Here is a 23,520-nt window from a genome sequence, read left to right as displayed (position 1 = left end):
TAGCAACAGGAGCCAATAATGAAAATAGTGACAGCCATTATTCGCCCCCACGCCCTGGAAGTGGTGCGATCGGCATTGCAAGAAGCCGGCGTCAACGGGATGACCGTGGGGGAAGTAAGGGGATTTGGCCGCCAGAAAGGCCATCCCGCGCTCTATCGTGGTGCGGAATACAACATTGCTTTCCAGCCCAAGATTCAACTCGAACTTGCCGTTGATGACAGTCAGGTGGATGAGGTGACTGAGATCATTGCGACTCAGGCCCGTACCGGACAGGTCGGTGATGGCAAGATTTTTGTGGCCAGTCTGGATTCGGTCATTCGAATCAGGACCGGTGAAACCGGTGTTGAAGCGATTTAAGGGAGAACGTAATGGATACCATGGTAATTGAAGTAAGTTACGCGCTGGATACATTTTATTTCCTGATGTGTACCGCATTAGTCATGTGGATGGCCGCCGGCTTTGCAATGCTGGAATCCGGTCTGGTCCGTAGTAAAAATACGGTTGAGATTCTTAATAAAAATGCCCTGCTCTACGGTGTGGCCTGTATTGTCTATCTATTGGTAGGCTACAACGTCATGTATCCGGGCGATCCGGTCAGTTCAGTGATCCCCGGCATTGATTTTCTGTTGGGGAGTGATAATACCGTTGAAGCTGTGACGGCTGGTGGTGAGGGTGCACCATACTATTCCAGTATGGCCGACTTTATCTTCCAGGCCGTGTTTGCTGCTGCAACCATGTCGATTGTCTCCGGTGCGGTTGCAGAAAGAATGCGCTTGTGGCCATTCCTGATCTTTGCCGTCTTTATGGTTGGCTTCATTTATCCAGTAGAAGGGTACTGGAAATGGGGTGGTGGCTTCCTGGATCAACTTGGCTTCCAGGATTTTGCCGGCTCTGTTGTTGTACATATGGCGGGTGCCGCTGCTGCACTGGCCGCTGTGTTGATTATTGGCCCGCGCAAAGGAAAATATGGCAAAAACGGCGAAGTTAACGCTATTCCGGGTGCCAATCTACCGATGGCGACATTGGGTATGTTTATCCTTTGGATGGGCTGGTTCGGTTTCAATGGTGGCTCTGAGCTGAAAATCGCCAATGTTGATGAAGCCAATGCCGTAGCGAAGATCTTTGTCAACACCAATGCTGCTGCGGCAGCCGGTATGGTGGCTGCAGCGTTGCTGTCACGGTTTATGTTCGGTAAAACGGACCTGACCATGACAATCAATGGTGCGCTGGCGGGTCTGGTTGCAATCACAGCAGAGCCGCTGATGCCAAGTGCCGGTGTGGCTTCATTGATTGGTCTGGTCGGTGGCCTGGTTGTGGTCCTGTCCGTTGTCGGTCTGGACAAGCTCAAAATCGACGATCCGGTCGGTGCGATTTCGGTGCATGGTACAGCCGGTATTTGGGGTATTTTTGCCGTAATGTTCACCAATCCGGCAGCCACGTTCAGCGGTCAGTTGATAGGAACGCTGGCTACCTTTGCCTGGATGTTCGGGGTTTCCTTTATCGTGCTGACGGTGATTAATAAAATCATTAAACTGCGCGTCAGTGAGGAAGAAGAAATGGAAGGTATGGATATCAATGAATGTGGTATGAATGCCTATCCTGAATTCACGCCTGAAAAATAAATTCAGACTTAAACTACAGAAAACGCCGGCTTAAGTCGGCGTTTTTCTTTGCGCCATATCGAGACCTATAGATTCGAATCGACGTCGCTAGCATGGATAGTGTCCTTGATATCTATATGAGAATATCCCGTTAATAGCTGTGTAGAACCGGGTATGTTCCTATGTTTATGAAAATAAAGGGGAAATTTTTTATGTCATGATTTTTTATGCACAGCAATTTCACGTCCAGAGGCAAATTCTGGTCTCAGGAGGTGAAACTATGTTCGCATATCTATTTAAATATGTTGTTGCTGCTTCGCTGGTTTTTGCTGTCAGTGCCTGTGGCGATGAAGAGTTCACACAAGAGAGTTTCAGTGAACGGCAGGACTACACGGCGGTAGCTCCTGTTCCTGAAAAACTGCAGGCGGGCATGCCGACAGAAAAGCCCAAAGAGATGCTGTCTGTTGCAGATCCGACACCGCCCGAAGTTTGGTTACTGTCACTTTATCAAAAGAAGCCAGGACATGACCCAGCCAGGGACCTCGTTTACTATCAGCAAAAACTGGATAAATTGCTCTTGCATGTTCATGAAGATAAAAGAGTGGTTACCAACAGGCTGGTGCAGGTGACCAGACAACTGGCTGATAAGGGGATAGAGGCCGACCAGGACCGGCTACTTGTCGATTTTGCTAATTATCTTCCTACGGTTGAGGGCACCTATGTTTTCGGCGAGCTTACAGCCAATTACAGCAATCTGAGACAACAGCAAATAGCTCATGATGAAGCCATGCAGCGGCTGTTTGAGCTGATTTAGGGAGGTAAGCCAGATGGATGCATTAATTCAGAGTCTGTTTGTCTGGGCTGTCACACTGACTGGTTACCATGACCCCGGCACGCTGCCTAATCTCTCTGCGGTGGCGCATGACAGCCTCACAGAAACGGTTTGCGATAGCGATTACTGTACCGCCGTTGCATATTATGACCTTGATACCGAAACTATTTTTTATGATAAACGCATGGCGCTGGATTCAGACCATGGTGCCAGAGGCTTCGTTTTGCATGAGATGGTTCACTTTCTGCAGCATAAGAACGGAATTATGGCGCAATCAGATAATTCCTGTGAGAGCAGAATTGAGCTGGAGCGCGAAGCTTATCGGGTGCAACAGTTTTTTCTCAAAGAACACAAACAAGATACATTCCAGATCGATCTGGCCGTCGCGGTGCTACCCAGCCTTTGTGCCGAACAGATTGAGTAGCTATTTGACTGCGCTCGGGTACTGGGGCCACTTGGGTCGGAAAGGATGGTAGCAGAAAACCATCAGTAGTAATGCCAATAAAGCAGCAATCACATTCAAGCGTGTTGGCTGAACCTGACGATCGGCAAAGGCTTCATGCTTGAGAACCTGTGACAGACCCGCATCATCCTGCAGATGGTGGTATTGCATTTTTGCCTGTTCCCCCAGTTTTTTCAGGTAGTCCTCATGGACGTTGGATAGATGTTCTGTGCCAACGACTTTCGCGGTACCCCAGGGACCATTACGGGGAATATAACCTTCAATCTTACTGGGATCTTCAGGCAAGCCAAAACGACTCGCATGCGGTACATCTTCAGCAGTATAAAAGCCGATCTGTTTACCATCTTCATCATATTTAGGGATTTTACTTTTACTGTGCTGCCCAACACCGATGATGATACCGCTTCGCCAGCCTTCAGGCTTGTCCTGTAACATCTCGATGTAGCTGTAGTCGGGTGCATAGCGAGGGTTGACCGGAGGCGCCTCATGGCCATCGGTGAAAAACACCAGTTTACTTCCTTCCAGCACTCTGCCTTGCATCAGTTCCAGCGTGTTGTAAAGCGCCTGGCTGATGTTACTGTCAGCGACCCAGGCCATGCGCCAGTCAAGTTCGTTAATACTCGCTTGTAATACCGGATAGTCAATGCAGACATCAATGGGAGAATAGAGCAAGGCAGGACTGCGCTCAGTAAAAACCCCAAGGCCAATACGCGAGCCGCAGGGCAGACTACGTGCCGCTGCCAGCATGGCGTCTTTACTCCGTTCGAGTCGGCTCATGGCGCCACCATCAACATCACTGTAATCCTGGACGTTCATGCTGCGGGTAATATCCAGCATAAAAACGTAATCATAGGTCTTAACCGGAAATGGCAAAGGCGGCAAGAACAAGGCCAACAGGGTGAAGAGGGCGGCGGCAATCAGGCTGACTAGACGAGCCATACAAAACTCCTAGGGCAGACCCAGTGGAAAGCCGGGCATCGCTGACCATAGTTCTTCTGAACTTTCCTCGGCCGCTTCTGATTCCTGTAGATCGCCCAGAGGCAGGTCACGAGAAAGACGCTGTGCGGCTTCCAGATTATACTTTGCGACCCAGAAGTCCGGATCTTGCTTTAACGCTGTTCGGAATAGATCTTTAGCAACATCAGCCAGTGCTGTGGCACGGTCGATTCCCATCTGTTCGGCGACTTCTATGGCCTGCTCTAGATAGAGGTTGCCCATATTGTAATGCACCACCTTGACAAAATCCGGTGCCACGGCACGTTCCGCTCGTCCGTAAGCATCCACAGCCTCTTCGAACAAACCTTGCTGATGCAGATGCCAGGCATAGGCGAACTGGTTTTCAGGCTGGCTTAAGTCCACTTCATCAGCCTTTATAAAACGCCCCGTTTTGAGTTGCTGTAGCATCTGATTAACCCCGCTTAGACGTTGCTGCTCGACCAGTGTTATGGAAAGAAGCGCCACCAATGTGATTAAAATGAATATCAGCAGAGAGCGTATATAGACACGCCGCAGAATCATGATTTTTTCTCCAGCAGTTTGACCGTGATTAGAAGAAGCATGCCAAACAGTGACAGACTGTATAACCAGATTGAAAGGCTTTGCCGTGGGATTTTCTCTTCATAGATCAGTGGCAGGCTTTCCAGTTCATCCAACTCAGCGATAGACGCCTGGAGCGATTCCACGGTATCAACCTCATAGGCATGATAGGGCACGGATAAAGTGTTAAAAAACTTGTGCAGGTGGCGTTCGGGCATCACCCTCGGGTTATCATCCTGTGGTGTACCTGGTTCACTGTAGATGCCGAGACCGTTCTCGGTCCGTAAGAAAAACCAGTAGAGACTGACACGGTAACGTTCGAACCACTCGCGCAGGGTCTTCTGGGCACGGTGGTCAAGTGAAGCGGCTCCATCGGACACCAGCACGATAACGCGTGAGCCGGTGTGGGGTTGATCCTTGAAGTAACTCAAGCCCATACCCAGCCCTTTTGCTACATTGGTGAAGGCCAGGCCGGGAGTTTCCATGCTGTTTATCGCTGCCTGAATTGCCGATTTATGTTCGGTCAAAGGGCTGATATAAAACGGTTGCGTGCTGAAGCCGGCAACACCGAACAGGTCGTGTGGACGATTGCTGACAAACTCTGACAACAGCCGACGTGCAGCCTGTGCTTTGGATTGCTCGTTCTCATCCGGTGTTTTACCACCAAAGGTTTCATTCATGCTCGCACTGCGGTCCAGCACGAAGACAATATGGGCACCATTACCGGTGCGGGTGACCGTCTGTTCCAGGATGTGTAATCCGGCGATACCAACAATCAGGCTGGCGATACTGATGACGGCAGTGGCATGTATTATACGGTTTAGCCATACTGTGATCGGGTTAAGCGCGACAAGCTGGGCACTGGCACAGGCACGACGCTCAAACAGGCTTGAAGCGAAGGGCAACAAGCTGAGAGGCAGTAATAGTAAAAGCCAGGGATGTGAGAAAGCCAGACTCATTTAACGGCACTAACCTTGTCCGCTGCCGCCATCTGCCGGCATAGATTAAGACAATCCTGAATCAGCGACTCACCGGGCTGCATATCCAGAAAGAAGGCTGCTCTTGATTGTTGAAAAAAATGGCTGAGTTCATGATGCAGGCCACCAAACTGGGGAAATTGAATCAGAAAATCATCCAGTTGGCTGGCAAAGACGGTTGTCCGGGCACGCCGGTTAATCGCCTGGTGCACGGCCTGTAGACAGGCAAGGTAATCATCGTTAGATTTCAGTCCACCACGTTTGTGACGCCGAATTTGTTTCGCTGCATAAGTAAAAGGTGACTGACCCAGTTTGGGAAGAAGCCCATTGATCCATAATAGAAGAATAACGGTCACCGCGGCAGACAGGGTCAACACGACTGCGCGCTGTTTGAGTTCGCCCAGGGCGTGATTTCTGGGTGCAATCGCTGCTTTCATAAAAGCAGCGACATCATTCTCATTACCGACACCACTGGGCGTGATTTCCTTAATCGGCGACATTGTAAAATCCCAGTCCGGTAGTCGCAGTTGTGCACGCTTTTCCCCGGCAGAAAAGTCCAGTGTGATGGCAGGAATATTCAAACTCCTGACATCCAGCGGTGCATAGAATGTCTGATACTTGAGATCGATAAGATACAAGGTTGTGTCATCAGATTCTTTGGTTGAAACGGAAACATCCCGTAGCTCAAGCCAGTAAGTCAGCTCCCCAGGTTGTGGCAGTGAAGACTGAATGACGCTGAATGGGGCTTTAACTTCAACCAGAAAACGATGATGGATCATATCGCCGACCATTATCCCGTAGCTACGGCCTTGATCTTGTTGCAGTAATGTTGCCGGCGCTATCAGCTCCTGAGCCCAGACAGAATGTGGGCCGGCGAACCACAGTAAAAACATGATAATGAAATAACGGAGTTTCATGATTTCTGCCTCAGTACTGAGCTGCGAAAAAACGACTCATCTGGGTCGCCTCATATTGATCCACCAGCCAGAAAGGTCGCTGGTTAAAGGCCCTGCACTGGCTATTCAGATAGGCTTGTCGCTGCTGATAGCGCGCCCTGATCAACTGTCGTTGATTTGGTGTGACAAACACCAGCGTGCTTTTCCCGGTCTCAAGATCGGTCATTTCTACAAAGCGCCAGAGCGGATAATCACTATATTCGCGACTTTGCCAGCTAATGACGGGAACGACTGTATGCGATGACAGGGCCGTTAACATGGCATGTAATTGCCACTCGGGCCAGTGAAAATCCGAGATCAAAAAAATCAATGATTGTCGGCTTGGCAGAACACGTTGAATTTCAGTGTAGGCATCGGCCCGATTATCTTCCGGGCCCACACCATCGAAAGCGGTCTGCAAACTATTGACGTCTGTTAAAGCGTGTATTTCGTCAGTCAATAAATAAGCTGTCATCTCATCACCCGCAGCGGCTACAGATTGACAGATGCTGTCGAAGACTTTGGTTACCAGACTGATTTTATCGCCATAAATCATTGATGAAGAGCCATCAATGAGCACTAATACATCCAGTTTGCTTCGTTGCCGATAACTGCGGACATGCAGGTTTTCAAAAGGATCGGTCAAACTCGCATTCAGATCTATCCGCGCTGGTTCCGGTTCATCAAGAAAATGGGTTTTACGATAGAAGTCCGAGCCAGGACCCCGCTGACGACTTTTGTGCCCACCTGGCATCAAGCTACTGACCATCGTGGCGGTTTTGTAATCGAACACCTGGCTCATGGTGAGGCGACAGTATTCAGCGCAGCCTCAATCAGGGCGTCAACGATCTGATCCCGGTTATAGTCATAGACCGGGTTCAGGAAAATCCGGTGTTTTGCGATCTGTTTTATGATCACATGAAAATCTTCAGGAATAATCGCTTCACGCTCATTCAACCAAGCGTTAACCCTTGCACCACGTGCCAGATAGCTGATGCCACGCGGTCCCATACCACCTTTGATCAATTTGTTGACTTCAACATCAGTGATTTGAATACCGTATTCGGCCGGCTCGCGCAGAGCACGACAGAGATGGAAACCATAATCCTGCAGTGCGGTGCTGGCTTTCACATGATCCTGAATCTGAGCCGCAACCGTATTCAACTGTTGGTAGGGAAGAATCGCTTTCTCAGTAGTGTCGACTAATTTATCAGCATCATGAAAACGCGGGTTAAACATCAAATCCTTGATCTGTGCTTCGGCCTTGGGTTGTTCGACATGCAACTCCATCATAAAGCGATCGCGCGCCGCGGCCGGTAACTCAAATGTTTCATCTTTTTCAATACGATTTCGGTCTGCAAAGACCTGTAAATGTGGGAAATGATGCGTTTGGTTGAAGGCATGTACACTGCGCTCAGCCATAATCCGCAACAACAGTGAATGCACCTGAGGCCTTGCACGGTTGATCTCATTGAAAAAGAAAATCGAGAGCGCATCGCCATGTTTAAGCACCGGACCAGAACTGACACCGGGTTTGCCATTTTCAGCGATATAGGTGTAATAGACCAGATCGTGGGGCATCAGGTCGATGGTGCCTTCGATGCGCTCAAAGCTACCCCCAAGGGTTTCTGCTACGGTCTTTAGCAGAGTAGTTTTGCCAACACCGACATCGCCTTCAAGCAGGATATGGCCACGTGACAGTGTGGCAATCATCATCTGCCTGACCACCGTCTCCTGTCCCAGAATGGTCTGGTTGATGCTGTTTTCAGTTTTCTGGATCAGATCGTGCCATTCTGACATAGTGGGCACATTTGTATTATCGGCTTGGTTCATAGCGCTTTACCGGGCTTTATAAAAAGAAAGACCGGCCTACAAGAGGCCGGTCATCCGGGCGAGAGAATAGATTAATATTCCCACTTACCAGTTTCTTTGAAGTTGGCAACACGTTCAGCATTGCGTTTCTCCATGGCATTCAGCGCATCTTGCTGTTTGTTCATTTCTTTTTCGCTGTGCTTAGGATCGTATTTAGAACCCTTGATTTTGTCAGGGAAGCCAGGTTTTGCTTCCCAGCAATTGCCAGGGGCTTTACAGTTAGTACCATCATAAGCCATTACAGCGGTTCCGCCTGACAGCATCATCAGAGCAGAACATGTGACTGCGATTGTTTTAAGTTTCATTTTTCTCTCCTTTTATTGCGACGACATAATGAATTGATGTGTTGTCGGGGTGACAACACATCACCCATTAATTTTTTAAATCATTTTTTGAAGTTTTTGAGTGCTTCTTCATAATCAGCGGGGACTGGGGCTGGGGTGAAGTTTTCTTTTTCTTCTTCCGTTAACCAGTCCGCTTTTTCCGCAGAGCCCCAATAGACACTGCGAATCCAGGCCATGATCTGCAACATCTCATCAATGGTCAGGTTGTTATACTGCGGCCCCATCATGCTCCGGGCACCACCGTAAATTGTTTCGAACAGGCCCTTATCGGTGGCATTTTTGGGGTAGGTATAATAGTCATCACCCAATGCCGGACCGAGTTTGCCTTCCGCATAGTGGCCGTGGCAGCCTGAACATGCAGTCATGAAAAGACTTTCACCAGTGTGAATCGCTTCTTCATCTTTGTTGTAGAGGTTTTCACCGGTATTTTTGAAATGCTTAACGGCCTCAGTTTCTTCACCTTTTTTACCGAATGAAAAATCCAGCACGTCACCTGTGATGGTGTGGCGGAACATCAGTTGCGACTGTGCCACTGGAATCAGAGAAACAGTCACTACAGAAGCCAGCAATATCGCAATAGTGCTACGGGTTTTTTTCGGTAAGCGTGTTGTATCAGTCATGTCTTAAATCTTTCCTGTTGTATGCCCAGCCTTACAGAAGGGGAACGCCTTCTTCTTTGAGGACAGCTTTAATTTTTGAGTCAGCCTCTTTCAGGGCTGTGTTGATCTCAGTCAATAAGTCTTTATCTTCAGTGCGAACAGCGACTGACTGTTCATAGTGTTGAAGCACACCTTCACCGTCACCGGTTTCAGCAATTTCTTCAGAAACAACCATGGTTAATGGCACTGAAGCTGATTTGACGTAGCGTGCCGCTTCCGGTGCCCAGATATGAGCAATATCAGCTTTTCCGGAGGTCACCTCGGAAATCAGTAAGTCAGGTTCATAACGCACATACTGGTTGCGTCTGGACTTGAAACCAATGAGCGACATCATGTAGTTGAAGTTGCCTTCATATTTGTCAATTTCACGGAGCATGACTTCAGAAGGGCTACCTGGAACGACAGCAAATTTGCTCATAGCTTGCAGGTCTTTGCTTTTCCAGGATGAGATATCCAAATCTTTATTTGCGGGATAGATGAATGCGTATCCGGATTTGTAGTAAGGATTACTGGTTGCAACGCGTGGGTCGTCCTTATCCACACCCATAACAACATCACATTCATTTTTGAGCAGCTTTTCGGTCACCAGGAAAATAGCTGCTTTATCAGACCAGACCATTTCCAGATCCCGATCCATTTCATCAGCCAGAATTTCCGCAATTTTGACTTCGAAACCTTCACCATTTTTATTGGAGTAAGGCATTTCATCTGCGGCAGCGCAGACGCGAAGCGTTTCAGTGCTGGCACTGGCACTAGTGCTGATCATGAAGCTGGTGCCAATCAGCAAACCGAAGATGGCTTTGAATGTGTTGCTGCTTTGAACGTTCATTTTCATGGTGCTTTTACCCTTTGATGGAAGGCCGGCAGCCAGATGACTGCCGGCCTGTTTTTTACAACGATTAAGCTTTAGTGAGTGTTGTAAGCGGTAGGCTTACATTTCATATTCACCCAGGCTCAGATCGTCATATGGGCTCTTACCATCAAGTGCAAAGACCATGACACCACCACCCATTTGGGTATTTTTCGCCAGTTCTTTAAAGGCGCCTACAGCACCCAGACCGGCTGATGGATCATTCAGGTCAAACACCAGGCCAACTGCAGGCCAACCACCGACACCATAGTTGATCGCAACGTATTGCGTACCGTTATGTGTGTAGGTCATAGGGTGACCGATAGCGCCTGAAGGCAGTTTGAATTTCCACAGCAGTTCACCGTTGTCAGCATCACGTGCTTTGATGAAGCCATCGAGGGTGCCGTAGAATACCAAGCCGCCTTTGGTTGCCATGGTGCCGCCCCAAACAGAGAATTTCTCCATTTTTTCCCAGGCGAAATCACCAGTGATGGCATTGTAGGCTTTGACTTGGCCAGAGCCGATACCATTTTGGCGGTCACCTTTAGGACCAGGGTAAGACCATACGTTCGCACCAACGAAGAACTGACCGGCACGGTATGGCAGCATGAATGGCTCCCAATCCATACACAGGTGGTTCAGGCCGAGGTAGAACAGTTCACGTTCAGGATCATATGAGTCGAAACCTTGGTTGTGGAAACCCATGGCTGACGGGCAGATGTCACGTGAACGGTGGCCCATGCGGGTGCTATACTCAGGGTCACGAATTGGCAGACCCGTTTCCAGGTCGACTTTTTTCACCCAGTTAGCGGTGTCGTCCATTTTGTTCGCAGAAACCAGATCACCGGTTTCACGATCCAGGGTATAAACGATACCGTTACGGTCAGGGTGAGTCAGCAGTTTACGCATTTTGCCATTTTTATCTTTCTGTTCAGAAAGCATCATGACGTTAACACCAGCGTAGTCCCACTCGTCGTGAGGCGTTTTCTGATAACCGAATTTCGCCAGACCGGTGTCCAGATCACGACCCCAGATGGTCATAGTCCATTTGTTGTCACCAGGACGCATGGTTTCATTCCACGGTGCTGGGTTACCTGAACCATAGTAGAACATGTTCAGATCAGGGTCATAGGCATACCAACCCCAGTTTGTACCACCACCGATTTTCCAGGCGTTGTCTTCCCAGGTTGCAGTACCCAGGCCTTTTTGACCGTAGTGTGGATTTTCGCTGTTGAAGCTTTTATCCAGACCAATGTCGCTGTCAGGACCAGTGGCATACCAGCGCCATGCCATTTCACCAGTGTGAATGTCATAGGCTGTGACATAACCACGAACACCCAGCTCGGCACCTGAAGAACCCTGGATAACCAGGTCTTTGGCAACGAATGGTGCTGCAGTTTCAGTTTGACCAACGCTGATGTCAGCATTTTCCACTTTCCAGTGAACTTCACCGGTTTCAGCATTCAGCGCGACAACGTGACCATCCAGTTGGCTTTTAACAATCATGGCTGGTGTTTTGTCGTCACCAGGCCAATAAGCCAGACCACGGTTAACTACGTCACAACATGCCACTGCACGGGCAGCAGGATCCTGTTTTGGTTTGTGTTCCCACTTGATAACACCTGGCTCATCCAGGTCAACGGCAAAAGTGTTGTTCGGGAACGGTGTGTGAATGTACATGGTACCGTTTACAACCAGCGGCGACCCCTCATGACCATTCAGAACGCCGGTTGAGAACGACCATGATGGACGCAGGCGGTTGACGTTCTTTTTGTTGATTTGGGTTTGCGTGCTGTAGTGAGTACCAGAGAAGTCCTTACCCTGCATGACCCAGTTTTCGTTTTGCTGCTGCAGTTCAACCAATTTCTGGTTTGCCATCGCAGCACCGGACACGAGGCCCAGAGCTGATGAAACAGCAAGCGCAGTACCGAGCTTGGACCATCGGTTCAGATGCGTTTCTCTCATATATCCTCCTATTTGTTTTGAGTGTCAGCTGATGCTGACTTTTTGGTGCTATGCCGAATACAGGAGACGGCGCGTAAGCACGTCGACCATAGTGCTTTTTTTTGAATTGAGGGGGATAGAGAGAGGAGCCTGAAAGACTAAGGGAAGAAGTCCCAAAAACAGAGATGAATATGCTGCTGTCAGTCAAAGGGATGACTGGGCCGATGATGATGACCCAGTGACGACTGATGTAATAAGGTTTGCCTAAGCGGGTGGTGTATGCAGAACACCGGTTTTTTGAGCGAGAAAAATTATCTCGGCGAGATTGCTGGTTCCCAGTTTCCGCATCATATTTGTTTTATAGTTGGAGACGGTTTTTGGCGCCAGTGCCAGGCTTTCTGCCATGTCGTTGATACTTTTGCCCTCCGCCACCATCCGGAACACAGCAAATTCCTGATGTGACAAGGCATCCAGCTTGTGGTTGGCATGAACCAGTTTGTCCATCGCAATGGCACGGGCTATTTCAGTACTGAGGTAATGGCCTTTATTAACGATGGTTCTTACCGCTTCAATCAGCACCGATGAAGAGCAGGACTTGGTGATGTAGCCTCTTGCACCCATATCCATTGCCCGGATTGCCAGCGTGGAATCATCATGCATGGTGCAGACAAGGATTTTGGCTTTGGGGTTACGTGCCGTGATACGACGAATGCATTCCAGCCCGCCGGCCCCGGGCATGCTGATATCAATGATGCAGATATCCGGTTCAAGGTTGAGAAACTGCCGGTAGCCCTCTTCTGAGTTACTGGCCTGGGCGACAACTTTAAAGCCGGCAGACTCGAGCAACTGCTGGTAGCCCTCCCTGAGTATGGTGTGATCATCGATCAGTAATATCGTGGTAGTTTGCATGAAGTGTCTATCTATATAATGGGTTGATAGGGTAATTTCAGTTGTAGCCGGGTACCGATGGGTTCGCGGAGTGACAAATTGAAGACGCCGCCCAGAGACTCTGCACGCTCACGCACAGCGACAAGCCCCAGTCCTTTCTCAGCGTAATCATCCGGAAAACCCCGACCATTATCATCGAGCAATAATTGCAGCTGATGCTGAGCATTTTCCCGAAACTGTGTGATCTCGACGCGGACTTCGGTGGCGTCTTCTGCATGCCGTTTGATATTGGTCAGCCCTTCCTGTAATGCTCGGTAAAGTGTCATACCGACCTCATTTTCTATTTCGCTGTCTTTGAGATTGATGTGGCTGTCAACCGCGATGTCGTTAGCTTCTTTTCTCCAGTCATACAAAAGCTCGTGCACGGCACCCGATAAACCAAGGCTGTCCAGGTTGGGCGGCTTAAGCTGTCTCAATTTATGACGAGTAATAGACCGGAGGTGGTTAGTGCTGTCGATCACAGAAGTGAGGATGGGTCTCACTTTTTCTTCCTGCGACAGATTCAACGCCACTGTCAGGTTCGCATCCATGGCAGCAAGATGCTGACCAAAAACATCATGCAGCTCCCTGGCAAGATGCTGTCGTTCTGATTCGCGTACTTCGATCATATGCTTGATTAAAGCCTGATTGTCTCTGAGCAAGCGACGAATGTTGTCATTACTGTTTTGTAGTTTTGCCTGCATCTCCAGGTTGTAATTGAGACTCAGCCTTAATTCACGGATACGCCGAATACTGAACCATATCAAGGCTGCACAGCCGGCCAGCAAAACAAAAATGATCTCATCAAACTGATAGAGCTCACCTAACGCGGTCCAGTCGATATAGCGTTCTGCCAGGTCGAAATAGCCCGCTACTAAATAAGTCGATAGCGTTACCACCACCACCCACAGTAAATCACCGGCAATCTGTCGCCGGTTGTTTTGACTGTGGTGAGACTCAATGAGTCGATGTGTGGTGGAATCGGCACTCATGGCATTTCCATCTGGCTAAAAGCGAGAGTATTCATCACATGCCACGGCTCTGACAGAGGGGAAATGCACATCGGGAGTAATTCATGGTGCTAAAAATGAGGCTGTCACAATGATATCCGCGCTGTTCTCTCTAACCCCTCAATTACAGGCCTGAGTAGGATGTTCCGACACATCCAATAAAGTTAGGAATTGTTATGAAAATATTTTCAGTATTACTGTTCTGTTTGTCGCTCTCTGCTGCTGCCATTGCAGCTGAGCCTGGTGCCTATGAGGAGTTGAAGTTCCTTGAAACGTTTGCCGGGAAAAGTGCCGAATTTGTCAAAACCGAGCTGGGTGAGCCCGCTTCAGTAGTAAAACGTGAAAATGAGGGCGGCACAGTCGAGTTCTGGATTTACCAGGATAAAGTGCGTCAGGGCACATCAGAAAAGGTTTACCGGTTTACCCAAATCGGTTTTGCCAATGGCTTTGTGGAAACACTGGGCCACACCAACCGCGAAATTAACAATCAATAATTAATGAGGACGTTTATGAAAAAATGGGCAAGCCTGCTGCTGGCAGGACAATTCCTGCTACCTAATCTGGCTGTGGCACACGGTCCGACACCACAGAAAATCGATGAAAAAGTCGTGATTGCCGCACCGATCGATGATGTCTGGCAACAGGTCAGTGAATTCGGCGCCATTGCAGAGTGGCACCCGTCGGTTGAGAAAGTTGAGGTGCCAGAAGAAGGAACACGGGTGCTAACCCTCAAAGATAAAGGGAATATCACGGAAAGCCTGGATGATATGAACGTCGATGAGCACACCATGAGCTATCGTTTGTATGAAGAGGACATTACGGTATTCCCTGTCAGCTTCTACAGCGTATCCATTGAGCTTGAACAGGTAGAGGCGGGTACAGAAATGAGTTGGAAAGGACGTTTTTACCGCGCTGATACCGGCAACTTCCCACCGGAACACTATAACGATGATGCAGCTGTAGCGGCAATGACCGAATTTGCCAGCACCGGTATGTCGGCGTTAAAACAACAGCTTGAAGGTCATAAGTAAGTGGGGAATAAGTCAACTTACCTTTTATTGCTGTCGCTGTTGCTGCCTCAGGCAGTAACAGCGGAACGCGCTTTCCTGACGCATCAGGCCGTAAATAGTGTTTCTGTTGTCGACCTCGAGACCTCGCAACGAATCGCTGAAATAGACGTCGCTGCTGCGCCTGTGGGGGTGGCCATTGATAATCTCCGTAACCGCATTTACGTCACGCATCCTGAGAAAGGTTTGATCAGCGTGATTGACAGTGAAAGCTACGAAAAAATTGGTGAAATTCGAACCGGCGGGCAGCCTTTCGGTATTACCGTTGATCATTCAGGTAAGCGCCAGGTTTTCGTGGCTGACTGGGAGCGCAACGCGATGCTTGTGATCAACCCTGAATCAATGCTGGTGGTGGACCTGCTCGCCATCGGCGACAATCCAGCCGGTCTCGCTCTGGATGCTGAGCGTCGTCGAATTTATATCGCTAACCGTGAGAGTGGCAGTCTGACAGTGCTGGATGCGGATACCCCCGATCAGTACGCCGAGGTAGAGACTGGCAAGGCACCTTATGCTGTTGCAGTCAGCGAGGATGGTAAACAGGTCTTCGTGACCGCAATTCAAGATAACAGCCTGACAGTCATTGAAACTGAAAATTACACGGTCAAAGATCATATTAAAACAGGTGATAAGCCTTACGGTGTCACCAGTACACCAGACAACCGTTATTTGCTGGTGGTTAACCAGGGCAGTAATGATTTGTGGGTTTATGACCAGAAAACCCTGGAAAAAAGGGCAGAGATCCCGGTTGGGGAGATGCCCGAGAGTGTCTCAGTGTCGGCTGATGGCCGTCATGCCTATGTCACAAACTGGTTCAGCAATGAGCTCTCAGTGATCGATATCCATGAACTGAAAGAAATCAAGCGCATACCGGTTGCTGAGTCACCTCGCAGTCTGGGACATTTTGTCAGCAACTAAATGCCGTTGTAGGGGGCCAGCAGTGTTTCAATAGTCTCGAAACGCTGCTGCAATCCCTTGATACCGGCAACTGCTGCGTCTGGCTGGCCTTCCTGAAACTGATAACGCAGACTGTTGGCTTCATGATACAACTCGGTGAAAGCTACGCGCACTTCTTCCAGCCATTGGGGATTAAACAAGTCCTGTTTTTTCGCCTGCTCAATCCAATGCATGAAATGACTTTTTTTGTGATTCATCAGAGGCCAGTGACGAATCTGATCTGGACTGGTTTGCAGGTTATGTAACACCACATCCAGCCAATGACGTGCTTGCAGGTGCATCATATAAGCAATCGTTTGTTCTGCATCCAGGCTTTTATCGGCATGAGCCAGCCAGACGGGATTGGGCTGGTAACTGGCCAGCCATTGCTGACAGGCATCTGCTGACATGGGTTTAGCGATGATATAACCCTGTGCCATATCACAGCCCATACTCATCAGCATCAATCCATGCTCAATCGTCTCAACGCCCTCAGCAATAACCTGATGATGGAAAGCCTCTGTCAAGCCGATAACACCATCGATAATCGTAAAGTCGTTGGGGTCATCAATCAGATCCTGGACAAAGCTTTGGTCAATTTTCACCACATCAACCGGCAGGTGGCGCAGGTGCGTCAGTGACGAGTAGCCTGTACCGAAGTCATCCAGTGCAATCCGGATCCCCAGCGAACTGCGGCAGGTGTTGATGATACTGGAGATATGGTTAATATCACTTAATACACTACTCTCCAGAATCTCCAACTGCAGTAGTTTGGATGGCACTTTGGGGTGTCGGCCCATGATTCTGTCCAAGTGATCAAAGAATCCTTCCCATTGCAGGTGATGCGAAGAGATATTGACGCTGATTTCCTGTCTTATTCCCAGGCTGAGCCATTTTTCAATTTGTCTTACCGTGTGCTCCAGCACCCAGTTTCCAACATGTATTTCCAGCTCTGCTCCCTGTATTACAGGAAGAAAGCGTGCGGGTGAAACCAGGCCGTGCTCAGGGTGTTGCCATCGGATCAGGGCCTCAAGCCCGATCACCTGACCGGTTCGCATATTGACCTTGGGCTGGAAATACAGCGCCAGCTGATCAGCACGTAAAGCTTCCTGGATCGCGCGGTATTGATTCTGTTGCTGGCTGATTTGCTGATCATGCATAGCATCAAAAAAGTGATGACGGCCACGCCCGGCAAGTTTGGCCTGATACATGGCCTGATCGGCATGTCGAAGCAGTGTATCAGCGTCAGCCTGATCCAGTGGATAAAGGGTGATACCAAGACTCGCACTGAGTGAAATCGTATCGCCATCCAATAGATACGGGAGCTCAATGGCATGGCGGATACGCTTAATCAAGCGTTCACAGTGCTCAACAGAACTGATGTCGTTGAGCAGCAGCACAAACTCATCTCCCCCCAGTCTTGAAGCCGTATCATCCTGACGAATACTGGCTTTGATGCGTTGAGCCACTTCTATCAGGAGTTGATCACCGGTGTCATGGCCGTAACGGTCATTGACCGGTTTAAATCCGTCGAGGTCAAGGAAGACGACGGCGAGCAGACTATGATGCCGGTTACTGTGTGCAATAGCCTGTTTGAAGCGATCCGCAAACAGACTTCGGTTAGGTAACTGGGTCAGCATGTCGTAGTGCGCCATCATTTCCAGCGCTTGTTGCTGTTCCTTGCTCTGGGTGATGTCGGAGAACAGTCCAAGATAGTTGACGGTATCGCCATGTTCATCAATCAATGCCGAGATCGTCAGTAATTCCGCATACAGCTCACCGTTTTTCTTCCGGTTCCAGACCTCCCCCTGCCAGAGGCCATGATCATGCAGGCTGTTCCACATCTCCTGGTAAAACAGGCGGCTGTGTCTATCGGAACGTAAAATAGACGGGTTCTCACCCAGCACTTCCTCCCGGGTATAACCGGTGATTTCAGAAAAAGCCGGATTCACATCCACGATTTGACCATCAGCGTCAGTGATGAGAATCCCCTCGTGCGCCTGATTGAATACGCGTCCAGACATTTTGAGGCGTTCTTCGACTCTTTTACGATCAGAGATGTCATAGAGAATGACGATGAGTGATCTGCTGTTTCCATGACTGACAATCGTGGCACTGCCCAGTACATGCCGGAATCGTCCGTCCTGACAATAAATTTCCGCTTCCAGGGCTTCGAGATTAGTCATACCAGCGTGTTTTCTATCCAGATATAGTGCCCACCGTTGCATCATCTGTTTTCGGTAGACCGGATCAGGATAGGCTTTAGGCCACCATGCGGCCATTGTTGGGATATCGTTGAGTCTATAGCCATAAGTATCAATGAATGCCTGGTTTAGGTAGGTAACTCTGTCCTCAGCGTCGACGATGGCATGTGGGATAGGCGAGGCATCAATAATGGTGCGTAAATGACTTTCACTTTTTTCCAGGGCTGCTTTCGATTGGCGCAGTCTGAATACCCAGTAGACAACAGGCAAGAGAACTAACAAAAGCACAAGTAACAGCTGACGGATCGTTTCTTCACTGATGCCGCTGGTCAGGTTCAAGCCCATCCACCTGTCTTCAATTTCCTGGCGCTGGGCTTTGCTGAGGTTGTTGAGCGCTTTATTGATAATACTGAACAGTTCGGTTCTGTTTTCAACGACACCAATCCGGTAGGCAGTATCGTGATCAGTCTGTCCGGCAAACTGTAGATTAAGCAGATCATGCTCTTTGATGGCAAAATTGGCATAGGCGGCATCGCCAATGTAGGCATCCGCTTCACCTGTGGAGACCATTTTCAGCGCGTCGTGCGTGCTGTCTGCTGTCAGTATCGTAATCTCAGGATAGTCTTTCTTTAGTAGTTCATGGGTGAAGTAGCCTCGCTCGACCGCAATGGTTTTACCCTTGAGATTATCCAGTGAGCCGATGTAGCCATAGCGGTTGGCATTGACGATGACGATCGGATTACTGACGTATGGCAGGGTGAAGTTCAGATATTCGTCCCGCTCCTGATTCATATTGAGGCAGGACAACATATCCAGTTCACCGTTTTTAGCCATCGCAATCATCTCATGCCATGGTTTATCAGCGATGATTTCAAACCTGACGCCGAGTTCGGACTCCAGCAGTTTTAGGTACTCTGCTGCGAGGCCTACATAATTGCCATCTCCATCAATCCACTCATACGGGGCAAAGTCACGATCAATCCCGACTCGTATGGTTGGATGCTGTTCCAGCCAGGCTTGTTCAGCAGGACTCAGGATGGCTGTTAATGAAGGCCTGTAAATAAACTGCTGCAGTTTATTCTCGGTCAACTCGGATCCCATACCCAATTGTTCATAGATTTGGGCAATCCGACGCAGACGGTCGACTTCCAGTGTGCCCAATGGCACAGCATCGGGAGCGATGAGTTTACGGGTCTCTCTGGCCTCGTATCGAAGTTGTGCCAGACTCAGTTCAGGGTTGTACTTGTCATGGATGATTTGAATGATTTCATCCGGGTGTTGTAATGCATACTCCCAACCCTTTAGCGAGGCACGCAACATTCGTTTGACCCGGCTGGGATACTGATTGAGTTCAGCACGGTTGGTAAAAATCAGATCACCGTAAAAATCAAAGCCGTAGTTCTGCGGATGGATGATATTGATGGCCGTTTTCTGCTGTTGAAACTGATAAGGCTGATCAGTGATATAACCGGACAGGACATCGACACGGCCGTCAATCAGGCTCTGGATATCCATATCCTGTTTGATAGCAGTGATTTGGTTATAAGCAATGCCTGCATCATCCAGCAGCGCCCGCAAAACGGCGTCATTGCCAGTGGTATCATCAAACATGATCTTTTTACCGCTGAACTCGTATGAACTGACGATATCCGAGTCAGCCAGACTCATGAAAACCAGTGCGTCATGTTGGAATACGGCTGCCAGCGCCTTTATCGGAGCGCCATCTGCATACTGTGCAAGTATCCCCATACCCCCGATGCCATACTCGGCCTCGCCATTGCTCACCTGCTCAATAACATTGATGCCGGGATGGCGTGGTTTGAGGGTGACGTCCAAGCCTTCTGCCTGGTAAAAGCCTTTTTCTTTAGCCGCAATATAACCGGCGAACTGGAATTGATATTCCCATTTCAGCTGCAATGTGACAGATTCAGTCTCCCGCGCAGAGGCAGTGCCGATCATGCCCAGAACTTGGAGCACAGCTATCAAGAGGTAGGGAAAAACAAGGCGAAGGAGAGACGTAGGCATAAGGGGAGTAAAATTTTCAAATAATAACAGGCCATAATAAAAAACCATAGAAAAAATATGGTTTAACCTTGTTTATCCTGTCACCACATTGGCTTCATCTTGGACTTGTAGCGTTGTCAGCTACAGGTCAAAGCTATCAGGCCGGGTTAAACAGGCCTGTCATACATAGCCAGTTGGACCGGACAAGCGCTTCATCAGGAACCCAATGTTCGTGTGCTTGAACGCGGCAGGAAGCGTTTGAGAAAAAGTCGACTCACTGTTGAAAAGCGGCTGAAATACCACGAGCAGAAGCAGGTATGACATTAGTTTAAGTCGTTCATCCAGCATAAGCCAGTAGCAACGTCCAAACAATGAACCAATAGCGCTTATCAACACATGGAATGGTGATTTAGAGTGGGTTAAGTGCTTTGGCGCCGGGGAATCCTAACTGTTGCCAGGCCTGATAGAGAATGATGCCGGTGGCATTGGACAGGTTGAGACTGCGGCTGTCAGGCAGCATCGGGATGCGGATTTTGTATTCTTCGTCCAGGCTGTTGAGTATCGGGGCTGGCAGGCCTCGTGATTCCGGGCCGAATAGCAAGATGTCCTCATCGTGGTAGCTCACCTCATGGTGATGACGGTGCGCTTTGGTGGTGCAGGCAAATATACGACGTTGCCCTGACCATTGTTGAAATGTTTGATAGTCCGGGTGAATCAGCAGGTCGGCAAACTCATGGTAATCAAGGCCGGCCCGCCGCAGCCGTTTGTCATCCAGGGTAAAGCCAAAAGGTTCGATCAGGTGTAATCTGGCACCGGTATTGGCACAAAGACGGATGATATTGCCGGTATTAGGTGGAATCTCCGGTTCGAACAGGACAATGTGCAGCACGTGCGATCAGGTTTCGTCGAGATACAGTCTCAGATTTTGACCTGGCTGTAACAGGGTACGGTCACTCAGACCGTTCCATTCGCGTACGTCCGCGACACTCACGTTGAACTTGCGTGAGATCGCCCATAGCGAATCACCATTTTTAATCGTGTAATTAACCGATTTTCGCTTGGCAGCTTGTGACCATATCACGAGTTGCTGCCCCGGCTGAAGAATATCCTGCGCGGTTTTATTGTTCCAGGCAGCAAGACGAGCGACATCCAGTTCGTGTTTTCGCGCGATGTCCCACCAGGTATCACCGCTTCTGACTGTGTAGAGCTGCTTTTGCTGTTTCGGGCTGTCGGCATCTGCCTGACCCGCGTGAGCCAGTGCGGTATGAGTCAATTGACCGGCGGCAACGGGGATCAGCAGGTGACCACCGGCACGAATTTGATTATTGCTGAGTTTATTAGCCTGTTTAATGACTGAGACGGTCGTACTGTAACGGCGTGCAATAACGCTGAGAGACTCACCCCGCTGGATCTGGTGACGCGCCCATTTGACCCTTTTGTTGGCCGGCATTTTCGACAGCGCCAGCTTGAAACCATCGATTTTGTCCAGCGGCAGCACCAGTTGATGGGGACCATTCGGTGCCGTTGCCCAACGGTTAAAAGCCGGGTTTAGATGGTTAAGCTCATCTTCGCTGATACCAGCCATTTCAGCTGCAACCGCCAGATCAATCTGTGAACCAACGTCGACAATGCCGATAAACGGCTTGTTATCAATGGGGCTGAGGCTGATGTCATAACGTGCCGGAAACTTAACCATATGGCTGACCGCCATCAGTTTGGGGACGTAGGCTGAAGTCTCACTAGGTAGATCCAACGACCAGAAATCAGTCGGTTTACCCAACTCCTGATTTCGTTTTATTGCCCGACCCACGGTCCCTTCACCGCAATTGTAGGCGGCAAAAGCGAGCTGCCAGTCACCGAAATCATTATGCAGCTTTTGCAGGTAGTCCAATGCGGCTCGGGTTGACTGGATCACATCGCGCCGACCATCGTACCACCAGTTTTGTTCCAGTCCGTAAACCTTACCCGTGCCGGGGATAAACTGCCACAGACCGGCTGCATGACTGCGAGAATAGGCATAGGGTTTAAAGCCACTTTCAACCACCGGTAACAGTGCCGCTTCCATAGGCATGTTACGCTTTTTGACTTCTTCTACGATGTGGTAAAGGTAGGGGCGAGCCCGTTCAACCACGCGGCCTACATACTGAGGATGATCAATAAACCATCTCAGGTGTCGTTCCGTTTCCGGATGCAGCGTGCGGTAGTCGGAAATCTGAAGACCGGATCGAATACGTTGCCAGACGTCGGTGACAGGGAGAGTGGGATCGATATCTTGTGAATCAGAGGAGGAGAGGGGGTTGCCAAAATTGGTATCGGGTGCTTCGTCATAGGCTTCCTGCCAGGGCGTATGACGGTGCTTTTTGACCTTGGCTGAGTGAACCGACGGTGACGCTGTCGTCTCAGCAACCTTGTCAGGGGTGCTGCTACATGAGGCCACCAGCAACAGGGATGCGGCTGCCAGGGCGAATTTGAAAAAGACTTGTCTTTGCATCATTCGGGCTATTATAAGGAAGGAATTCGTATCTGTCTTTTACTTGATTAACAAATTTTTAGTCCTCTATGTCTGAACTTTCTACACAATGGTGGGGCAGCTTTGCTGTTGCCAAGGGCGAACAGCGCGTATTGCGTTGCGCCGATTTATATCTGCAGTTGCAGGCGCTGCCGAATCAGTGGTGGCTGGGTTATGACTGGCAACGGGATATCAATCAGTTTCAGCCGATACTGGAAACGTTGGTTGAAGAGCTGGCAGAGACACCGGAACATGAACAGCGTTTTGTTTTTGCCGAATTGCCAAGCAGGCTGAGGCTTCTGCCTGCATTGGCTGACCGTCCGGTGGTGTGTCGGCCGGTCGTGTCTGTCAGCCTGTTGCCGTTCCAGGAGGTGACGCTGTTTGTCTGCCTGCCGTTGTGGGTGAAATTACAAACCGGTGAGGGCGATGTGACCTTGCTGGATATTCCAACGGTACGGGTCTGCGACTCCTGGTTCGGTCCCAATACCCGCGAAGGCGTGATTAGTTATGCCTCTCAGGTCAGTGAGCAACTGGACGTCAAACCTATTTCCAACAACAAAGCCCGGGCTGCGATTGAAGTCAGAATCCAGAATCAGTCTGATCAGATGCTGACATTGGATAAAATCAGTGTGCCAGCACCGAATCTCAGCCTCTATGTTGATGCCTATGGCCAGTTCTGGACGCCCAGAATCACATTGGTGCGGCGTGACAATGAGGATGCCATCCTCAGTGTGGATGAGGTGGTCAGTGGCGGCCTGCCCGAATCCGAGTTAACACTGGTTTGCGATGCCCGGGAAGATATCGGTCGCAGCAAAATCACCAAGGCAATATCGGCCCTGTTCGGTTAAAACAA

General features: G+C 49.5%; 23 protein-coding genes. 8 read left to right on the top strand and 15 right to left on the bottom strand.

Annotated elements, in window-relative coordinates; translation table 11 throughout:
• The first annotated feature begins 18 nt into the window (after positions 1-18).
• The 4 genes from OMQ46_RS07215 to OMQ46_RS07200 all read left to right on the top strand — a co-directional run bounded on the left by OMQ46_RS07215 (position 19) and on the right by OMQ46_RS07200 (position 2,857).
• On the top strand, positions 19-357 hold the full coding sequence (locus tag OMQ46_RS07215; protein WP_266236084.1) for a P-II family nitrogen regulator: 339 nt from the start codon (positions 19-21) through the stop codon (positions 355-357).
• An 11-nt stretch (positions 358-368) separates the two neighbouring features.
• Positions 369-1,622, top strand: a complete 1,254-nt coding sequence (locus tag OMQ46_RS07210; protein ID WP_266236083.1) for an ammonium transporter — start codon at positions 369-371, stop codon at positions 1,620-1,622.
• Positions 1,623-1,818: 196 nt separating this feature from the next.
• Positions 1,819-2,415, top strand: coding sequence for a hypothetical protein (locus OMQ46_RS07205; RefSeq protein ID WP_266236082.1), 597 nt, complete (start codon positions 1,819-1,821; stop codon positions 2,413-2,415).
• Positions 2,416-2,428: 13 nt separating this feature from the next.
• Positions 2,429-2,857, top strand: a complete 429-nt coding sequence (locus OMQ46_RS07200) for a hypothetical protein (RefSeq protein ID WP_266236081.1) — start codon at positions 2,429-2,431, stop codon at positions 2,855-2,857.
• Here OMQ46_RS07200 and OMQ46_RS07195 read toward each other — a convergent pair whose 3' ends face one another.
• The 12 genes from OMQ46_RS07195 to OMQ46_RS07140 all read right to left on the bottom strand — a co-directional run bounded on the left by OMQ46_RS07195 (position 2,858) and on the right by OMQ46_RS07140 (position 13,932).
• A complete protein-coding gene (locus OMQ46_RS07195; protein WP_266236080.1) occupies positions 2,858-3,835 on the bottom strand; it encodes a vWA domain-containing protein in 978 nt (325 codons plus the stop codon).
• Between the two features lie 9 nt (positions 3,836-3,844).
• Positions 3,845-4,414, bottom strand: a complete 570-nt coding sequence (locus tag OMQ46_RS07190; RefSeq protein WP_266236079.1) for an MxaK protein — start codon at positions 4,412-4,414, stop codon at positions 3,845-3,847.
• Positions 4,411-5,391: a vWA domain-containing protein gene (locus tag OMQ46_RS07185; protein WP_266236078.1), complete on the bottom strand. Its 981-nt coding sequence runs from the start codon at positions 5,389-5,391 to the stop codon at positions 4,411-4,413. Before OMQ46_RS07185 ends, OMQ46_RS07190 begins: the two co-directional genes overlap by 4 nt.
• Complete coding sequence (locus tag OMQ46_RS07180) at positions 5,388-6,326, bottom strand: hypothetical protein (RefSeq protein WP_266236077.1); 939 nt, start codon at positions 6,324-6,326, stop codon at positions 5,388-5,390. The genes OMQ46_RS07185 and OMQ46_RS07180 overlap by 4 nt, the downstream gene beginning before the upstream one ends.
• A gap of 10 nt (positions 6,327-6,336) precedes the next feature.
• A complete protein-coding gene (locus OMQ46_RS07175) occupies positions 6,337-7,146 on the bottom strand; it encodes a hypothetical protein (RefSeq protein WP_266236076.1) in 810 nt (269 codons plus the stop codon).
• The gene (locus tag OMQ46_RS07170) at positions 7,143-8,144 is read right to left on the bottom strand and encodes an AAA family ATPase (RefSeq protein ID WP_266236075.1); all 1,002 of its coding nucleotides are present in this window, start codon (positions 8,142-8,144) and stop codon (positions 7,143-7,145) included. Before OMQ46_RS07170 ends, OMQ46_RS07175 begins: the two co-directional genes overlap by 4 nt.
• A gap of 104 nt (positions 8,145-8,248) precedes the next feature.
• The gene (locus OMQ46_RS07165; RefSeq protein ID WP_266236074.1) at positions 8,249-8,521 is read right to left on the bottom strand and encodes a methanol dehydrogenase; all 273 of its coding nucleotides are present in this window, start codon (positions 8,519-8,521) and stop codon (positions 8,249-8,251) included.
• Between the two features lie 80 nt (positions 8,522-8,601).
• Positions 8,602-9,180: a cytochrome c(L), periplasmic gene (moxG, locus tag OMQ46_RS07160; RefSeq protein WP_266236073.1), complete on the bottom strand. Its 579-nt coding sequence runs from the start codon at positions 9,178-9,180 to the stop codon at positions 8,602-8,604.
• A 31-nt stretch (positions 9,181-9,211) separates the two neighbouring features.
• The gene (moxJ, locus tag OMQ46_RS07155; protein ID WP_266236072.1) at positions 9,212-10,054 is read right to left on the bottom strand and encodes a methanol oxidation system protein MoxJ; all 843 of its coding nucleotides are present in this window, start codon (positions 10,052-10,054) and stop codon (positions 9,212-9,214) included.
• 96 nt (positions 10,055-10,150) lie between these two features.
• Positions 10,151-12,034 carry a methanol/ethanol family PQQ-dependent dehydrogenase gene (locus tag OMQ46_RS07150; protein ID WP_266236071.1) on the bottom strand — a complete coding sequence of 628 codons (1,884 nt, stop codon included), beginning with the start codon at positions 12,032-12,034 and terminating at the stop codon, positions 10,151-10,153.
• Positions 12,035-12,277: 243 nt separating this feature from the next.
• Positions 12,278-12,922, bottom strand: coding sequence for a response regulator transcription factor (locus tag OMQ46_RS07145; RefSeq protein WP_266236070.1), 645 nt, complete (start codon positions 12,920-12,922; stop codon positions 12,278-12,280).
• 11 nt (positions 12,923-12,933) lie between these two features.
• A complete protein-coding gene (locus tag OMQ46_RS07140) occupies positions 12,934-13,932 on the bottom strand; it encodes an ATP-binding protein (protein ID WP_266236069.1) in 999 nt (332 codons plus the stop codon).
• A gap of 194 nt (positions 13,933-14,126) precedes the next feature.
• Here OMQ46_RS07140 and OMQ46_RS07135 point away from each other — a divergent pair, with 194 nt between their 5' ends.
• Genes OMQ46_RS07135 through OMQ46_RS07125 form a run of 3 tightly spaced genes read left to right on the top strand, consistent with a single transcriptional unit; the run spans position 14,127 to position 15,932 of the window.
• Positions 14,127-14,444 (top strand): hypothetical protein, encoded by a 318-nt coding sequence (locus tag OMQ46_RS07135; RefSeq protein ID WP_266236068.1) that lies wholly within the window; start codon positions 14,127-14,129, stop codon positions 14,442-14,444.
• A 15-nt stretch (positions 14,445-14,459) separates the two neighbouring features.
• Complete coding sequence (locus OMQ46_RS07130; protein WP_266236067.1) at positions 14,460-14,981, top strand: SRPBCC family protein; 522 nt, start codon at positions 14,460-14,462, stop codon at positions 14,979-14,981.
• Positions 14,982-15,932 (top strand): cytochrome D1 domain-containing protein, encoded by a 951-nt coding sequence (locus OMQ46_RS07125; protein ID WP_266236066.1) that lies wholly within the window; start codon positions 14,982-14,984, stop codon positions 15,930-15,932.
• Here OMQ46_RS07125 and OMQ46_RS16595 read toward each other — a convergent pair.
• From OMQ46_RS16595 to OMQ46_RS07100, 3 genes are all read right to left on the bottom strand, one after another.
• Positions 15,929-20,131, bottom strand: coding sequence for an EAL domain-containing protein (locus OMQ46_RS16595; protein WP_323135146.1), 4,203 nt, complete (start codon positions 20,129-20,131; stop codon positions 15,929-15,931). The genes OMQ46_RS07125 and OMQ46_RS16595 overlap by 4 nt on opposite strands.
• 436 nt (positions 20,132-20,567) lie before the next feature.
• The gene (gene trmL / locus OMQ46_RS07105; protein ID WP_266236065.1) at positions 20,568-21,047 is read right to left on the bottom strand and encodes a tRNA (uridine(34)/cytosine(34)/5-carboxymethylaminomethyluridine(34)-2'-O)-methyltransferase TrmL; all 480 of its coding nucleotides are present in this window, start codon (positions 21,045-21,047) and stop codon (positions 20,568-20,570) included.
• A gap of 6 nt (positions 21,048-21,053) precedes the next feature.
• Positions 21,054-22,652 carry a LysM peptidoglycan-binding domain-containing protein gene (locus OMQ46_RS07100; protein ID WP_266236064.1) on the bottom strand — a complete coding sequence of 533 codons (1,599 nt, stop codon included), beginning with the start codon at positions 22,650-22,652 and terminating at the stop codon, positions 21,054-21,056.
• Positions 22,653-22,717: 65 nt separating this feature from the next.
• Here OMQ46_RS07100 and OMQ46_RS07095 point away from each other — a divergent pair, with 65 nt between their 5' ends.
• Positions 22,718-23,515: a hypothetical protein gene (locus OMQ46_RS07095; RefSeq protein WP_266236063.1), complete on the top strand. Its 798-nt coding sequence runs from the start codon at positions 22,718-22,720 to the stop codon at positions 23,513-23,515.
• The last annotated feature ends 5 nt before the right edge of the window (positions 23,516-23,520 follow it).

The sequence above is a fragment of the Methylophaga sp. OBS1 genome, assembly GCF_026319365.1.
Note: the sequence above shows the minus strand (reverse complement) of the source record. Positions and strands in the feature narration are given on the sequence as shown.

Bases quoted from the DNA above. Each gene is read 5' to 3' on its own strand.
- OMQ46_RS07195 (WP_266236080.1), bottom strand. From the start codon at position 3,835: ATGGCTCGTCTAGTCAGCCTGATTGCCGCCGCCCTCTTCACCCTGTTG.
- OMQ46_RS07165 (WP_266236074.1), bottom strand. From the start codon at position 8,521: ATGAAACTTAAAACAATCGCAGTCACATGTTCTGCTCTGATGATGCTG.
- OMQ46_RS07145 (WP_266236070.1), bottom strand. From the start codon at position 12,922: ATGCAAACTACCACGATATTACTGATCGATGATCACACCATACTCAGG.
- OMQ46_RS07210 (WP_266236083.1), top strand. From the start codon at position 369: ATGGATACCATGGTAATTGAAGTAAGTTACGCGCTGGATACATTTTAT.
- moxG (WP_266236073.1), bottom strand. From the start codon at position 9,180: ATGACTGATACAACACGCTTACCGAAAAAAACCCGTAGCACTATTGCG.
- OMQ46_RS07215 (WP_266236084.1), top strand. From the start codon at position 19: ATGAAAATAGTGACAGCCATTATTCGCCCCCACGCCCTGGAAGTGGTG.
- OMQ46_RS07200 (WP_266236081.1), top strand. From the start codon at position 2,429: ATGGATGCATTAATTCAGAGTCTGTTTGTCTGGGCTGTCACACTGACT.
- moxJ (WP_266236072.1), bottom strand. From the start codon at position 10,054: ATGAAAATGAACGTTCAAAGCAGCAACACATTCAAAGCCATCTTCGGT.
- OMQ46_RS07130 (WP_266236067.1), top strand. From the start codon at position 14,460: ATGAAAAAATGGGCAAGCCTGCTGCTGGCAGGACAATTCCTGCTACCT.
- OMQ46_RS07185 (WP_266236078.1), bottom strand. From the start codon at position 5,391: ATGAGTCTGGCTTTCTCACATCCCTGGCTTTTACTATTACTGCCTCTC.
- OMQ46_RS07170 (WP_266236075.1), bottom strand. From the start codon at position 8,144: ATGTCAGAATGGCACGATCTGATCCAGAAAACTGAAAACAGCATCAAC.
- OMQ46_RS07140 (WP_266236069.1), bottom strand. From the start codon at position 13,932: ATGAGTGCCGATTCCACCACACATCGACTCATTGAGTCTCACCACAGT.
- OMQ46_RS07095 (WP_266236063.1), top strand. From the start codon at position 22,718: ATGTCTGAACTTTCTACACAATGGTGGGGCAGCTTTGCTGTTGCCAAG.
- OMQ46_RS07205 (WP_266236082.1), top strand. From the start codon at position 1,819: ATGATTTTTTATGCACAGCAATTTCACGTCCAGAGGCAAATTCTGGTC.
- OMQ46_RS07135 (WP_266236068.1), top strand. From the start codon at position 14,127: ATGAAAATATTTTCAGTATTACTGTTCTGTTTGTCGCTCTCTGCTGCT.
- OMQ46_RS07175 (WP_266236076.1), bottom strand. From the start codon at position 7,146: ATGAGCCAGGTGTTCGATTACAAAACCGCCACGATGGTCAGTAGCTTG.
- OMQ46_RS07150 (WP_266236071.1), bottom strand. From the start codon at position 12,034: ATGAGAGAAACGCATCTGAACCGATGGTCCAAGCTCGGTACTGCGCTT.
- OMQ46_RS07190 (WP_266236079.1), bottom strand. From the start codon at position 4,414: ATGATTCTGCGGCGTGTCTATATACGCTCTCTGCTGATATTCATTTTA.
- OMQ46_RS07100 (WP_266236064.1), bottom strand. From the start codon at position 22,652: ATGATGCAAAGACAAGTCTTTTTCAAATTCGCCCTGGCAGCCGCATCC.
- OMQ46_RS07180 (WP_266236077.1), bottom strand. From the start codon at position 6,326: ATGAAACTCCGTTATTTCATTATCATGTTTTTACTGTGGTTCGCCGGC.